12 protein-coding genes, 1 tRNA gene and 1 pseudogene are annotated in these 16,141 nt (G+C 25.4%); 9 read left to right on the plus strand and 5 right to left on the minus strand.

From position 1 onward, the window contains the following. The coding region (locus AMO08_RS00090; protein ID WP_179850717.1) for a CAF17-like 4Fe-4S cluster assembly/insertion protein YgfZ at positions 1–577 on the plus strand (577 nt) is incomplete at its 5' end. A gap of 192 nt (positions 578–769) precedes the next feature. Here the strand turns inward: AMO08_RS00090 and AMO08_RS00095 are convergent. Then, positions 770–855 (minus strand) — tRNA-Leu (locus tag AMO08_RS00095). Positions 856–910: 55 nt separating this feature from the next. Here AMO08_RS00095 and nadA point away from each other — a divergent pair. From nadA to AMO08_RS00120, 5 genes are read left to right on the plus strand one after another with little or no spacing between them, the layout of a single operon-like run. Continuing rightward, positions 911–1,900, plus strand: a complete 990-nt coding sequence (gene nadA, locus AMO08_RS00100) for a quinolinate synthase NadA (RefSeq protein ID WP_075484199.1) — start codon at positions 911–913, stop codon at positions 1,898–1,900. A gap of 4 nt (positions 1,901–1,904) precedes the next feature. Continuing rightward, positions 1,905–2,747 carry a carboxylating nicotinate-nucleotide diphosphorylase gene (gene nadC / locus AMO08_RS00105; protein ID WP_075484200.1) on the plus strand — a complete coding sequence of 281 codons (843 nt, stop codon included), beginning with the start codon at positions 1,905–1,907 and terminating at the stop codon, positions 2,745–2,747. Between the two features lie 44 nt (positions 2,748–2,791). Further along, a complete protein-coding gene (locus tag AMO08_RS00110; RefSeq protein ID WP_075484201.1) occupies positions 2,792–3,457 on the plus strand; it encodes a DUF4956 domain-containing protein in 666 nt (221 codons plus the stop codon). Further along, positions 3,450–5,591, plus strand: coding sequence for a hypothetical protein (locus AMO08_RS00115; protein ID WP_075484202.1), 2,142 nt, complete (start codon positions 3,450–3,452; stop codon positions 5,589–5,591). The genes AMO08_RS00110 and AMO08_RS00115 overlap by 8 nt, the downstream gene beginning before the upstream one ends. Beyond that, positions 5,578–6,195 carry a VTC domain-containing protein gene (locus AMO08_RS00120; protein ID WP_075484203.1) on the plus strand — a complete coding sequence of 206 codons (618 nt, stop codon included), beginning with the start codon at positions 5,578–5,580 and terminating at the stop codon, positions 6,193–6,195. Before AMO08_RS00115 ends, AMO08_RS00120 begins: the two co-directional genes overlap by 14 nt. 17 nt (positions 6,196–6,212) lie before the next feature. On the opposite strand, the gene AMO08_RS00125 is transcribed toward AMO08_RS00120, so the two are convergent. Then, entirely contained in the window at positions 6,213–6,584 is a 372-nt protein-coding gene (locus AMO08_RS00125; RefSeq protein WP_075484204.1) for a pyrophosphohydrolase domain-containing protein, read from the minus strand. A 66-nt stretch (positions 6,585–6,650) separates the two neighbouring features. On the opposite strand from AMO08_RS00125, the gene fumC reads away from it, so the two are divergent. Next, positions 6,651–8,039, plus strand: a complete 1,389-nt coding sequence (gene fumC, locus AMO08_RS00130) for a class II fumarate hydratase (RefSeq protein ID WP_075484205.1) — start codon at positions 6,651–6,653, stop codon at positions 8,037–8,039. On the opposite strand, the gene AMO08_RS00135 is transcribed toward fumC, so the two are convergent. Next, on the minus strand, positions 8,027–9,517 hold the full coding sequence (locus tag AMO08_RS00135) for an AsmA family protein (RefSeq protein ID WP_075484206.1): 1,491 nt from the start codon (positions 9,515–9,517) through the stop codon (positions 8,027–8,029). The genes fumC and AMO08_RS00135 overlap by 13 nt on opposite strands. Positions 9,518–9,551: 34 nt before the next feature. Here AMO08_RS00135 and AMO08_RS00140 point away from each other — a divergent pair, with 34 nt between their 5' ends. Continuing rightward, the gene (locus AMO08_RS00140; RefSeq protein WP_075484207.1) at positions 9,552–11,600 is read left to right on the plus strand and encodes an ATP-dependent helicase; all 2,049 of its coding nucleotides are present in this window, start codon (positions 9,552–9,554) and stop codon (positions 11,598–11,600) included. After that, on the plus strand, positions 11,597–13,291 hold the full coding sequence (locus tag AMO08_RS00145) for an aminopeptidase P family protein (protein WP_075484208.1): 1,695 nt from the start codon (positions 11,597–11,599) through the stop codon (positions 13,289–13,291). Before AMO08_RS00140 ends, AMO08_RS00145 begins: the two co-directional genes overlap by 4 nt. On the opposite strand, the pseudogene ligA reads toward AMO08_RS00145, so the two are convergent. Both ligA and AMO08_RS00155 read right to left on the minus strand, forming a co-directional pair. Further along, a pseudogene (ligA, locus tag AMO08_RS00150) lies at positions 13,274–15,303 on the minus strand (NAD-dependent DNA ligase LigA). The gene AMO08_RS00145 and the pseudogene ligA sit on opposite strands and share 18 nt — an antisense overlap. Before the next feature lies 1 nt (position 15,304). Beyond that, positions 15,305–16,141, minus strand: coding sequence for an outer membrane protein assembly factor BamD (locus AMO08_RS00155; protein ID WP_075484209.1), 837 nt, complete (start codon positions 16,139–16,141; stop codon positions 15,305–15,307).

Below are 16,141 nucleotides of genomic sequence, written 5' to 3' on the forward strand. Positions count from 1 at the left end.
ATTTTCTCATGAAAAATTTTTAACTTTTGATGCTGCAAAAGATCAATATGGATACACAATTAAATATAGAGAAGATCCAATTTTTTTAGATCCAAGAAATAAGGATTTAGGTGCGAGATTAATTATTAATTTAGAAAAACTTTATTTATCTTTAAAAAAACTAGATCTTCATGATGCTAATGTTAAAGAATACTATTCATTGAGTCATAAATTGGGGATAGTTCCAAAAGATTTAAATAAATTAAAAGACAAATTGTTTGGTATTGAATGTAATTTTGAAGAATTAAATGGAATTGATTTCAAAAAGGGCTGTTATGTTGGCCAAGAAAATACAGCGCGGATTAAATTAAAGAACAAGCTTTCAAAAAGATTGTTTCCAATTAATTTAATTAATGGAAAACTATACGAAGGCGAAAGTATTTATAATAATGAAATTGAAATAGGCAAGGTTTTGATCGATAGCGACTACCCTTTTGCTTTAATTAAATACTTGAACGAAAACTTTGATGAAAAAGCAAATTTTAAAACAAAAGAAGCTTCAATAAAAATCAATAAACCTGATTGGATAAAAAACTAATTTTCTTATTTAAACAAATAGACGATCATTAAAATTATAAAAATTACAATAATCCAAATACTAAGATTTTTAAGAAATTGCTTTAATTGAGAATTTGATTGTAAAAAACTTGGAAGAACTAAAAGCAAAACCCCGACCATAAATATTACTGAAAGTAATTTGTCCATCAAAAATCCTTTATAAAATTAACTTTGGTGCGGTCGGAGAGACTCGAACTCTCATGGACTAGGTCCACACGGCCCTCAACCGTGCCTGTCTACCAATTTCAGCACGACCGCGATATGTCCCATAATAAATGAATGACAATCATGATTCAAATTGGTAAAAATCGTTATGGAATTTACACAAGAAGTGCGTAAAGCAACAGATCCTATTTATCAAAAAATTTCTAAGGTTATGCCTGAAATTGAATGGTCAGTGCATGCTCCATATATTCATAAAATTAATAAATTAAAAAAAGAAAAAAATGCTGTAATTCTAGCCCACAATTATCAAACACCAGAAATTTATCATGGTGTAGCAGATTTTTCTGCAGACTCTTTAGCATTAGCAATTGAAGCCTCAAAAACTTCTGCTGATATAATCTTAATGGCTGGAGTTCATTTTATGGCAGAGACCGCAAAATTAATGAGTCCTAATAAAAAAGTTATTCTTCCAGACATGGATGCTGGTTGTTCTTTATCATCATCAATTACTGGTAAAGATGTAAGGTTATTAAAAGAAAAATACCCTGGCGTTCCAGTTGTATCCTATGTGAATACTTCAGCGGAAGTAAAAGCAGAAACAGATGTTTGCTGTACATCTGCAAATGCCGTTAAAATAGTCAAATCACTTGGTGTAAAACGAGTGATATTTTTGCCTGATGATTATTTGGCTAAATATGTTGCTTCTCAAACAGATGTTGAAATTATTTCTTGGAAAGGAATTTGCATTGTTCATGATCAATTTAATAAAAAAGAAATAGATGACATTAGAAAGAACAATCCAGGAATTAAAATTATTGCACACCCAGAATGTCCTCCAGATGTTATTGAGGCAAGTGATTTTGCAGGATCTACATCTGGAATGATTAAATACGTAAAAGATAACCAGCCTAAGAAAGTGATGATGGTTACTGAGTGTTCAATGAGTGATAATATTCAAATAGAAAATCCAAATGTAGACTTTGTTAAGCCATGTAATATGTGTCCTCATATGAAAAAGATTACGCTTCCAAAAATACTAGATTGTCTTGAAAATGAAACTGGTGAAATAATTATGGATAACGAAACAATTGAGAAAGCCAGAATATCTGTAGAGAGAATGGCAGCCATTGGCAGATAAATAAGTGTCAAAAATAGAATTAAGCAAAGAATTTATTCGTAATACTGTCAAACTTGCACTTAATGAAGATTTATATCCAGACGGAGATATAACTTCAAACTTAATCAAAAGTAATAAAAATATAACTTTAAATTTAATATCAAACGAAAAGGCAATTATCGGTGGTCTTTTATTTGCTAAAGAAAGTTTTAATCTCATTGATAACAAAACAAAATTTATAATTAAAAAAAAAGATGGTAGCAGTGTAAGAAAAGGATCAATAATTGCTATTATTAAAGGTAGGGCAAAAAGTATATTAATTGCTGAAAGAGTTGCTTTAAATTTTTTATCTCACATATCTGGTATAGCAACTAGAACAAATGAATTTGTTAGAAGATCAAAAAAAAAAACAAAAATATGTTGTACTAGAAAAACAATTCCAAATTTGAGAGTTATTCAAAAATATGCAGTAAAATTAGGAGGTGGAACCAATCATAGATTTAATTTAAGTGATGAGTATTTAATAAAAGATAATCACATTGCAAGTTCAGATATAAAAACTTTAGTTAATAATGCTATTAAAAATAAAAATGGAAGAAAAATTACAGTCGAGGTAGACAATCTTAATCAACTAAAAAGTATTATTGGCCTTAAATTTAATACTGTGTTGTTTGACAACATGAGTTTAAAAAATCTTAAAAAAGGAGTTAAAATTGCAAGAAAGTTTTATGAGACAGAAGCATCAGGAAATATTACTTTAAGAAAAATCAAATCAGTATCTGCAACAGGTGTAGATAGAATATCAATAGGCAGTCTAACCCATAGTGCAAATGCCATTGATTTAAAGCTTGAAGCCAAGAGAAAATAAAATATCTTTAACTCAAAACATAAAAATGCATAACTTATAATTATATGAACACTATAATTTCTTTATATGGATTGGTGATAAATGAGGTTGTAATTAAGGCTGTAGTTTTGAGCATAATGTGCTTAATAATCACCACTGCTCATAGTTACACATATAGATACTTGTTAAATAAAGCATTTATATTTACTTCATTAATGCTTGCACCTCTGGTTCTAGCTGTAACTACAGTTATAGCAACTAATTTATATCTCTCACTAGGTATGATTGGGGCGCTATCTATTGTAAGATACAGAACACCAGTCAAAAGTCAGTATGAACTAGCATTATTTTTTTCTTTTATTTGTTTGGGAATAATTTCTGGGGTTAATTTTAAATTATCTATAAGTATTTTTATATTACTAACTTTAATTCCATTTATTTATGAATTTTTTATAAAGAAAATATTTAATTTTAAATTCTTTAATTTAAGTAAAACATCATTTGAAAAATCTAATAGTATAATTTTGGATATAGTAATTCATGACACAGATTCTTTTGAATTCATCAAAAAATATAATTTTAAAAATAATTTAATGAAAATTGAAACTAATAATGAAACTAAAGAATCATTTTTGACTCTTGTATATGAAGAAATGGATGACGCATTAAATGCTAAAAGAGATATTGAAAAATCTGAGGTTATAAAAAACATTAACTTAACTAATGCTTAAATTTTATGTTAAAATAATTTTAATATTTATTTTTGTAAATTCTTCAAGTACTGCAAGTTCTTATACTAAACTTTTTGAACCAAACGTACCAAATGATATTAATGTACATATTTCATGGAAATATTTAAAAGAATATAGTGATTACATAAATCAAATAATTAAAAATCCAATAAGCCCGATACCATCAAAATATAAAAAAAAATTTAGATCAAAAGTATATTATAAAAACAAAAATGAAGAGTTATCAATCTTACCAGCAAGTACACGGATTAGTGGAGACTGGCAAGATCACATTGATGCACAAAAAAAAATTTCATCCTTAAGAATTAATTTAAGAGAAGGAAATATTGGCAATATAGTAAAATTTAGACTTTTATTAAATAAAACTAGAGATTTTGAAGCTGAAATTTTCTGGACTATTCTACATGAAGTACTTGGTTACCCAGTATTATACAAAAAAATTGTCAATGTAAGTATGAATGGTCTTCCTGCAGAAAAAATGTTGTTTGAAGAAGCGGCATCAAAAGAATTTTTAGAAAGATTTAGCATTAGAGAAACTGCAATACTAGAAACAGATGAAAGATATTTTTGGGATAGCAAATACGAAGCGTTTAACAGCTGTTCTAACCTATTCGAACTTATATCAAGTCAAGAAAGAGATAAATGTATAGAAAATTATTTAAAAAAAATTGATTTTGAAAAAAATAATATTTGGACCTGGAAAGTAGATAACAAATCTTTTTTAAAAAATTATATCTCTTATAAAATTGGTATTAATGCTGTTTTAAATTCAAATGATCAAAATACAAAAAATCAAAGTGAATTTTTTGCGTTAAATTCAAAACTAGCATATCACGCCTTAAGAAAAAATAATTTAAAAAGAATTTTTGATCCAACTTACAATTTTTATATTCCATTGTATTACGATGGAGACATAAAAAAGGTAGACTTTGAAACATTTTGTAAAAAATTTACTTCAGATAATTTTAACAAGGACCGTTTAAACAAATTAGAGGATTTATATTTTTTAAGAACAGGCAAAAAAATAAAAAATAATTTTTCTTGTGTTGCAAAGTATTATTTAAGCAATCCTAAATATCAATTTTCACTAAAAAAAATATTAAATAATAATAATTTTAAGCTAAATAAATCAAAAAATGCTAACTCAGATAAACGAGCATCAATTAAGACTGATGAAACTTTTAAAAATACCGAGATTTGTTTAGTACAAGGAGATTGTATTAAAATTGAAAATGAGAACAAAGTAATTAGAGACACAATTGCTGGTGATTATATTTTCTTAGATGAAAAAAATAAAAAAAATTATCCAAGAATAATTTTCAAAGAAAATTTAGATAATAAAAAAATTATAACAAATCTTAATAATATAAGTAAAAATTTATATGAAGTGTCAGAAAATGAAACTTTGTATATTAAGTTTAATAACTTAAATCGAGATCTGCAATTTAACTTAAATGGAATATACTCAAAAGTTGTCATATTTAATTCAAAACTTGAGAATTCTAAAATTAAGGTAAATTATTTAAAAAAAACTAAAGAAAAAATTTACGATAGTAACTATGATGAAAATTTATTAACTGGATGCCTTACAATAATTGATACAAATTTAAAAAATATTTCAATTGAATCTGATCACTCTCATTGCGAAGATGCTCTAAATATAGTTAGATCAAAGGGTTCCATCAACAAGCTAAATTTAAAAAACTCACAATTTGATTTAGTTGATTTTGATTTTTCAGATATTAAAATAAATAAAGCAGTCTTAAGTAATTCAAAAAACGATTGTTTGGATTTTTCTTATGGTAACTATTTTATAGAAGAAATAACAGCATCAGATTGTAAAGATAAAGCTTTAAGTGTTGGTGAAAAATCCATATTAAAAGTAAATAACTTTAAAGGTTTTCAAAATAATTTAGATATAGCTATAAAAGATAGCTCAGAAATTCATCTTAACAATTTTTCTTCAGACAAAACAAGTGATGAAAATTGTATTTCAATTTACAAAAAAAAACAGGAATTTGATGGAGGTACACTTTCCTTAAATAAAAAAGTATTTGAATGTATTATAAATAAAGATCTGTACTCTAAGGTAATATTAAATGCAAAGAAATGAAATAAAGTTTAAATTAGATAATTCAAATCTTATAAAATTTAAAAATGAAACTAAATTATTTTCAGTCTATCCTCAAAGAAGAGTTTTTTCTATTTATTTTGATACCATTGATTACAAAGATTTTATAGATAGTGAGGAAGGAACAGTCCCAAGAAAAAAAATTCGATTAAGATATTATAATTCATTCTACGAAAATCTAAATGATGATAAAAAAATTAAAGGTTCAATAGAATTAAAAAAAACATTAGATTTTCATCGAGAAAAAAAGTCAATTAAAATTTTTGACACTTTAAAGAATTCGATTACGGTTTGTAAGAATTTTTTAAATCAAAAAAGATATCCTGTATGTGCGATAACATATCAAAGAAATTATTATAAATCTTCTTCGGGTATAAGGGTTACTGTAGATAAAAATATTCAATATTATAAAATAAACAGATACCATCAATTAATTTTGAATAATTTTGAAAATGAAAATATTATCGAAATGAAAATTGAAGATATTGATAAAAATAATTCATTTGAAACAGACTTTTTAAGTGCTTACAGAGTAAGATTCTCAAAATACTGTGAGGCAGTAAGAAAAATTAAAATTATAATTTAATTTTTTGAATTTTTTATTTATTTTAAAAATTTTGATAAATCTGGCTTAAAATAATTTGGACCTTTCATGACTTTTCCAGATTCATTGTAAATCGGTTTTCCATTCTCATCTAATTTGCTCATATTTGAATTTTGAACTTCTTCAAAACATTTATCAAGATCAATTCCAAAAGCATGTCCGGCTCCATAAGTTACATACAATATGTCAGTAAGCGCATCAGCTACTTCAAGTAAATCCTTATTATTCATAGCCTCTGTGAGCTCCTCTAATTCCTCTTTGATGAGATCTAACCTTAATTTATTTATTTTATCAGTGCTAAAAGATGGTTTAATTTTTACTTCCTGACCAAATGTTTTCATAAAAGTACCAACTTTGATAAAATTCGACATAATGCTCCTGTATGTTTTTAAAAAATTATTGTATGTTAATAATTATTTGTTACTAAAAATTAATCAATGAAATTAAGAAAAGAATTTGACAGTATTGGAGGTATAAATGTCCCAAATGATAAATATTGGGGAGCATCCACTCAAAGATCCAACAAATTTTTTAATATAGGTAAAATTTTAGTTAATATTTCAATCATTAAATCAATTGCAATTATAAAAAGATCAGCTTCAATAGTTCATGCAAAAGATAAGTTAATTGATAACAGAATTTCTAAAGCAATAATCAAAGCATCAGATGAAGTGATTAAAGGTAAATTAGATGAAAACTTTCCTTTAAAAGTTTGGCAAACAGGTTCAGGAACACAAACAAACATGAATGTAAATGAAGTTATTGCTAACAGAGCAATAGAAATTTTAGGAGGCAGGAAGGGAGCAAAAAAGCCAGTCCATCCAAATGATCATGTAAACAAATCTCAATCTACAAATGATGTTTTTCCAACTGCAATGCATATCTCTATTGCTAAAGAGGCTATTTCTAAAATGCTACCAAATTTAAAAGTTTTAGAAAAAGAATTAAAAAGAAAATCAAATGAATTTAAAAATATAGTAAAAATTGGAAGAACACATTTACAAGATGCTACTCCATTATCTCTTGGACAGGAATTTTCAGGATATCATTTTCAAGTTAAAAAAAGTATTGAAAGAATAGAATATGCTTTGAAAGAAATATTATTTCTAGCTCAAGGAGGTACGGCTGTTGGTACTGGAATTAATTCAAAGAAAAACTTTGATAAAAAAATTGTCAAAGAAATTGCTAAATTTACAAAAATTAAATTTAAACCAGCACCAAATAAATTTGCTGAACTTGCCGCTCATGATGCAATTGTAAATTTTTCTGGTGCTTTAAATACGTGTGCAGTTGCTTTAATGAAAATATCAAATGATATTCGTTTCTTAGGCTCTGGTCCAAGAGCAGGTTATGGAGAATTAATTCTACCCGAAAATGAACCAGGTTCATCTATAATGCCAGGAAAAGTTAACCCAACGCAATGCGAAGCTGTAACAATGGTTTGTGTTAAAGTTATTGGGAACCACAATGGGATAACTATGGCAGGATCCCACGGACATTTTGAATTAAACGTTTTTAAGCCTTTAATTGCTCACAACATTTTACAATCAATTGACTTGATCGCTGATAGTACCAGGAATTTTGCTACTTATTGTATTAAAGGAATAAAAGCTAATAAGAAAAAAATACAGGAACATTTAGATAATTCGTTGATGCTTGTTACTGCACTAGCTCCACATATTGGATATGATAATGCTGCAAAAATTGCAAAAAAAGCTCTTAAAAATAATACTACTTTAAAGCATGAGACTTTAAAAACAGATTTAATAAGTGAAAAAGATTACAATAGGATAGTTGATCCAAAAAAAATGATCTATCCTGCGTAATTCTTTATCGCTTTGTTCAATAGATTTTTAAAGTAAATTTTATTTTGTAAATCTTCCTTCTTGAAAACAATATTGTTTAAAATTTTATTTACACCCTGAATAATTTTATTGTCAATCTTAATGTCTTTTAATTCAGCAATTTTTTGATCAAAATTATATGTAAAATTAAAATCAACTTCTTTAATTTTATTTCTATAATTTTTCGGTGTTAGAAGAAATTTATATATTTTGTTGTAGTCATTAATATATATCTTAATTTTTCCGTCTAAAATCAATTCTCCGTTTTTAACAAAAATTAAACTTTCCAATAATTCAAAATCTGCAAAATCTCTCCATTCAAATTTTGTATTATCTGTATCAATTAAACCTTCTTTAAAATTTGAACTAAAATAAATATTTTTAAAATTAGTATTTTTGTAAACATTGTCTGCATGAATATTTATTTTAAAATCAATATTTTTATTATTAAATATTTCAGTTTTTAAAAGTTGTGCAATTACAGCATTAGTACCGAATATTGTATTTAAATTTATTTCATTCAAATTACCTTCTAAATTTCCATAAAAAGGTTTAAAATTAAAATTTCCTGTATAGATTTTATCTGGTTGATCTAATTTATCGAAAATACGAAAGTTGATAGAATTTTTATTAATTTGGTATTCTGCATTTCTTTTTAATTTATTGATAATAAACTCAGATTTTCCTATTTTTTTTTCGTCTTCAAAACTTAATTCATTTTCAATTTTTAGTTTCATTAAACTAAGATTTATTTGAGAAAAAAGATTACTCTTATCTTCACTAAAAAAAGATTCTAGTGAAAAAGGGATATTAAATATTTCATTTTCAGAATAAAAAATATTTTTTAATTCTTTATTGTCATAATAATATTTAATTTTCAGAACTTTATTTATAAATAATACTTCATTATTAAAGTTTTTAAAAAAAATATTACTATTCTTTATTGTCAAATTTCCATTTTTAAAATTTTTATCTAAAGGCCTCATAAAAAAATCATAGTTTTCTGAATTAATATTGAAATTAGCATTTTCTAAAATTATGTCTTGTGCTTCAATATTTTTTATTGAGAAAAGATTATTAAACCTAATAAAGATTTTTAATTTACTAATTTTTGAAATTTCTTTTTGATCATCGATAATACTTGTATCAATAATTGTAAAGTGAGGCTTTGGAAAAAAATTATATTTTATTTTATCAGAAAATTTGAAATTTAAGTCCAACTTACTTTGTAGCTCATTTTTTAGCTTTTTTGAGATATCATTTTGATTATAAAAAGTGGGTAATAACAAATAAGATATAAAAACAACAAAAAGTGCGACAAAAGTTAAAATTATTTTATTATTTTTAAATAAAAAACTAAGATTTTTAAAATTTAACTTGTTTAAATTTTTCTCTAAAAGATTATTAATAAAAAAATTAATGTTTTTTAAATATTTGATAAAAAAATTTGTTTTGCTCATAACAACCAAGAAAGCTTATAAAGTATTATTTTAAATGATAAACCAAGATTATTTAAAAAATTTAAATGATGCTCAAAAAGAAGCTGTTCTTCATCTAGATGGTCCTCTTTTAATTGTGGCTGGAGCTGGATCTGGAAAAACAAAAGTTTTAACCTCTAGAATTGCTAATATTATTAAAGAAAAAAAGGCATTTCCAAATCAAATCTTGGCAGTCACATTTACTAATAAGGCTGCGAGAGAAATGCAAAACAGAGTAAGTAAAATACTTGGTTCTACTGCGGTTGGACTTTCTTGGCTTGGCACATTTCACTCAATCTGTGCAAAATTATTAAGAAAACATGCGTCTGCTGCAAATCTGAATTCTAATTTTACTATTATTGATACAGATGATCAGATAAGGCTAATAAAAAACATTTGTAAAGCTGAAAATGTTGATATCAAACAATTGTCACCAAGATTTATATTGGCAATAATTGACCGTTGGAAAAATAAAGGATTTTATCCTAATGAAGTAATAATAAATAAAAAAGATCTCTATGAAAAAACAATTCTCCCACTTTATAAAACTTATCAAAAAAAATTAACAGACCTTAACTCTTGTGATTTTGGAGATCTTATTTTGCATGCTGTAAAAATTTTAGAATTTAACAAAGATATTAGAGAAATATACTCAAAAAATTTTAAATACATTCTTGTTGATGAATATCAAGATACAAATTTTATTCAAAGTAAATGGCTTAATCTACTTTCAGAAAAAAATAAAAATATTTGCTGTGTTGGAGACGATGATCAATCAATTTATAGCTGGAGAGGTGCAGAAATTAAAAATTTTTTAGAGTTTGACCAAGTATATGAGAATACAAAAGTAATAAGATTAGAACAAAATTACAGATCCTCACAGAATATTTTATCAGTTGCTTCAGACCTTATTTCTAATAATCAAAATAGAGTTGGAAAAATATTGATTACTACAATGGAAGAAGGTGATCCAGTGCAATTAAACTGTTTTAAAAATGGTAAAGATGAAGCAATCGGAATTGCTGACGAAATTGAAAAAAAAATAAAAAAAAAGTTTTCGTATAACAATATTGCAATTTTAGTTAGAGCCATTTTTCAAACACGTGAATTTGAGGAAAGATTTCTTAAAATTGGTATGCCTTATAGAATATTGGGTGGTACAAAATTTTACGAAAGAGCTGAAATTAAAGATTGTGTAGCATATTTAAGATTAATTCATCAGGAAAAAGATGACTTGGCTTTTGAAAGAATAGTAAACAACCCTAAGCGATCGATAGGTGATAGTACTTTAAAAAATATTCATGAATTTGCTAAGGAAAATAATTTAAATTTAGAAAGAGCATCAATAAAAATGCTTGAACAAAATTTAATTAAACCGAAAGTTAAAATTGGTCTTAGTGCATTTGTCAATTCTTTGATTAAGTGGAGAAACGATTTAATTGTAAAAAAATCAAGTCACATTAAATTATTACAAATTGTTTTGGATGAATCAGGATATTCAGCAATGCTTAAAAATAAAAAAGACTTGGATAATGAAAATAGATTAGAAAACATTAAAGAGCTATTAAGTGCAATGAAGGAATTTGATAATCTAGAAAGTTTTTTAGAACACGTTTCTTTAGCAACGTCTGTAGATCAAGAATGGGATGGTGAAAAAATTAACATGATGACAATGCACGCCGCAAAAGGTTTAGAGTTTGATGTTGTATTTTTACCTGGATGGGAGGAAGGGATGTTTCCACACCAAAAATCTCTCGAAGAAAAAGGTCAAAATGGGCTAGAGGAAGAAAGGCGGTTAGCATATGTGGGAATTACAAGAGCAAAGAAAAAAGCTATCATTTCCTTTTCTATGAATAGATTTTATCAAGGAGATTGGATTGATAGTATGGCTTCAAGATTTGTTGACGAACTTCCAGAAAAACATTTAGAAAAAAATTCTTTTTTTGATGAAGAAATTAATAATGATGGTGATAATGATAATGATTTTGATTTTAATCAAGATTTTGAAATTGAAGAAGGTACAAGAAGTCCTGGTTGGATAAGATATCAAAAGAGAATTAAATGAAAAATTTCATAAGAAAATTAAGAAGTAAATTTAATAAATATGAAATTGATGGCTATGTAATTCCAAAAAATGACGACTATTTTACAGAATATTCAAACTTAAATCGATTAGAGGTTATCTCAAACTTTAGTGGATCTGCTGGTTTGGCCATAATTCTTAAAAATAAAAATTATTTATTTACTGATGGAAGATATACAATCCAAAGTAAAATTGAGAGTGGCAAAAATTTTAAAATTTATGGATTTGAAAAATTAATAGATTGTAGTTTATTTAAAAATCTTACACTTGGAATAGATCCAAAATTATTTACAAATGCTCAAATTAAAAATTATTTTTTAAAACATAATAAAATCAAATATATTGAAAAAAATCTAATTGATGAAATTAAAAATCAGAAAGAACATAATTCTATCCCATTTTTTTCTTTAGATAAAAATATTGTCGGTGAAAGTGTTAATTCAAAATTAAATAAAATAACAAAATACTTAAAAAAAAATAAATCTGATTATATTTTTATTAGTGCACCAGAAAATGTTGCTTGGACTTTAAATATACGAGGTGGAGATGGCCCCAACAGTCCTATTCCCAATTCAAGATTGATAGTAAGTAAATCAAAAAAAATACTACTCATTAGTAATCTTAAAAAGTGTAAGCAATTATTAAAAAATAAAATTATTAAGAAAGATGAATTTTTAGATGTAAATACTTTACCAATTAAAATACTACATCTTAAGGGAAAAAACTTTATTATAGATGATAAATCTTGTTCAATATTTTATGAAAAATTAATTAAATCTAAATTTAAGATCATAAAAAGAGAAGATCCAATTTATCTTTTAAAAGCAATCAAAAATAAAACGGAGATTAAGAATATGATTAATGCTCATATACTAGATGGAGTAGCATTAACTAAATTTTTATTTTGGATAAAAAAAATTAATAAAAAAAAAATTACAGAAGTAGAAGCAGCCAAGAAATTAGAAAATTTTAGAAGATTAAATAAAAACTTTCTCTATCCTAGTTTTGATACAATAGCAGGCTCAGGAAAAAATGGTGCTATAGTTCATTACCGCGCAAAGAAAGAAAAATGCAGAACTATTAATAGAAATGATATTTTCCTATGTGACTCAGGTGGGCAATATAAATATGGGACAACTGATGTAACAAGAACAATATGTTTTTCCAAACATAAACATAGTATCAAAAATATTTTCACAAAAGTATTGAAAGGTCATATTGCTGTTGCTACGACTAATATTAATAAAGATGACACAGGTAAAAAAATTGACAAAAGAGCGAGAAAATTTTTAAATCAAAGTAACTTAGATTATGCGCATGGTACAGGACACGGTGTTGGTTTTTTTCTTAATGTTCATGAAGGACCTCAATCTATTACAAAAATAAATACAGTAAAAATAAGAGAAGGTATGATTTTAAGTAATGAACCTGGGTATTATAAAACTAATGAATATGGAATTAGGATTGAAAATTTAGTTTATGTTAAAAAAATAAAAAAAAAATTGTCATTTCAAAATTTAACAATGGCACCTATAGAGAAAGATTTAATTAATTTTGATTTATTAACAATTGATGAGAAAAACTACCTGTTTAAATATCATTTAGAAGTTTATTCAAGAATATCAAAATATTTAAATCCAAATGAGAAAAGTTGGCTAAGTACTTTTATTTAGCATTTTCAAAAATTCAGCTTGGTCAATTACTTTTATTTTTAACTGTTTGGCATAATCTACTTTTTTTTAGTTGGTTTTTCGCCAATAATTAAGAAATTTAGTTTTTTTGATACACTGCTAATTGTTTTTCCAGAATTTTCTTCAATTAGAGATTTAACTTCTGCTCTACTAATTCCATTTAATTTACCAGTAACCAAAAAAGTCTTATTATTTAACAAACCATCATCTGAATTTTGAACAGCATCTTTGATTAACAAAACATTTTCTAATTTATTTATAACGTTTTTGTTAGCCTTATTTGAAAAAAAACTCTTTATTGAACTAACTTGTGTTTCACCAATTCCATCAATATTTAACATATCATCATAATCAATTTGTTTAGATAAATTTTTAAATTTTGAAAATGATACAAAATGTTTAGACAACAATTTTGCATTTTCTAAACCTATATGTCTTATACCTAGAGAATATATAAATCTTTCTAAAGAAATATTTTTTTTTTGGTCAATTGAATACTTTAAATTTTGAACAGAAAGTTTACCCCAGCCCTCTAAATTTTCAATTTTTGAAAAATCTAAATTAAAAATATCTTGAGGATATTTAATTAATTTTAATTTCCAAAAATTTTCAACTATTTTTTTTCCAAAGCCATCTATATTAAATGCATCTTTTGAAACAAAATGTTTTAATTTTTCAATTGATATTTTATCACAATAATAACCTTCACTGGAACATCTCCTTACAGCATCAACTTTTTTTGTTACTTTATTAAATTCTTTAATTGTTTCTGATCCACATGATGGACAATTTTTTGGAAAAATAAATTTTTTTGAATTTTTCGGTCTTTTTTGTTTATCTACTGAAAGTATATGAGGTATTACATCACCAGCTCTCTCTATGACTGCTGTATCACCTATTCTAATATCCTTTCGGTTTATTTCATCTTCATTATGCAATGTTGCGTTTGAAACTATAACACCACCAATATTAATCGGTTTTATTTTTGCTACCGGTGTTAAAGCTCCAGTTCTACCAACCTGAATGTCTATATCTAAAATTTCTGAAATTCCCTTACTAGAAGAAAATTTATGTGCAATAGCCCATCTAGGTGCATTGGCAATATTTCCTAATCTTTTCTGAATATCAAAATCATTTATTTTATATACAATTCCGTCAATATCGAAATCTAGATTTGCTCTCTGTTTTTCTATCTCATTGTAATTTAAAATTAAATTTTTAACTCCAGATATTAACTTATTTAAAGAATTTGTTTTAAAACCCCATTCATTAAGTTTTTCAAGAAAATCTGATTGATTTTTAATATTTAATCCTTTTTCAAAACCATAAGTGTAAGCTATAAAATTTAGAGGTATTTTTTTGGTATCTTCAGGATTTTTTTGCCTTAAAGACCCTGATGCAGCATTTCTAGGATTTGCAAATTTTTCCTTCAGGTTTTTAAATTCACTATTTTTAATAAAAACCTCTCCTCTTATATCAATTTCCTCTGGAAAATCTTTTGAGTTAATATTATGAGGGATATCACTAATTGTTTTAAGATTATTGGTTATATCTTCACCTTCCTTACCATCACCCCTAGACAAGCCCTTTTCGAGTTTTCCATTTTTATAAGTTAATGAAGCAGAAATTCCATCAATCTTGGGTTCGGCTGAATAAAAAATTTTATAGCTATCAGACTTAGATAAATAATTATTAATTTTTTTTTCAAAATTAATTAAATCATTTTCTGTAAAAGCATTTGCTAATGAAAGCATTGGTACTCTATGAAAGTCTTTTTTGAAATTTTTTGATGGTTTATGTCCTACTTTTTTAGAAGGAGAGTAGTCGGATTTTAAATCGGGATATTTTTTTTCTAATTTTAATATTTCTTTTTTTAAATCATCATATTCTTTATCTGAAACTTTAGGATCACTATTTTCATAATAGAATTTATCATATTTTATTAATAATTTTACTTTTGAGTCATATTCTTTTTTAATTATTTTTTTATCCATCTCAATTAATAAGAGATTTAAATTTGTTTAAGATTTTACTTTTTCTTTCTTTTTTATCTTTATTTAATTTTTTTTTTTTATAATTTTTATTAAAAATAATAAAAGACTCTTCATACCATTTAGAAGATTGATAATTATAACCTAAAACATTCGCGTACTTTTTGGACTCTTCTTTTAAACCTAAAATATAATGAATTTCAACAAGTCTATGTAATGCTTCCTCAACATAAACTGTAGTATTATAATTATTAATTACTACTTTAAATCTATTTATCGCAGGTATCCATTTTTTTCTTTCAATATAATATCTACCTACATACATCTCTTTAGCTGCCAAAATATCATTTATTAAATCAATTTTAAACCTAGCATCAATAGCATATTCTGTGTTGGGAAAATTATTTACAAGAAAATCAAAATACTCTTTTGATTTTAATATTGATCTAGTATCTTTTTTCTCATCTGCAATTTGCTCATAGTAAGATAATGCTAATAAATAATAAGCATAATCTAAATTTTTATGAAATTTATAAATCCTCAAAAATCTTTCTAATTCTGAAATACAATCAATATAATAATCTTGAGAATAATAAGCGTATGCTGCCATTAATGATGATTTTGGTGCTAGTTCTGATTGTGGAAACAGTATTTCAACTTCATTAAATTTTTTTGCTGCAAAAAATATATCTCCTTCCTCTAATGCTTCCATTCCATCTAAGTAAGCTTCCTTAACTTGAAGATCTAAACTTTTTTCAGTAATTGTAGATGTTTTTACTCCTTCTTTAGAGCACGCAATACATAATATAAAAAAAAATAATAAACAAAATATTTTTATCAT

Origin of the sequence: Candidatus Pelagibacter communis (genome assembly GCF_001180205.1) — a bacterium.
Classification (GTDB): domain Bacteria; phylum Pseudomonadota; class Alphaproteobacteria; order Pelagibacterales; family Pelagibacteraceae; genus Pelagibacter; species Pelagibacter ubique_O.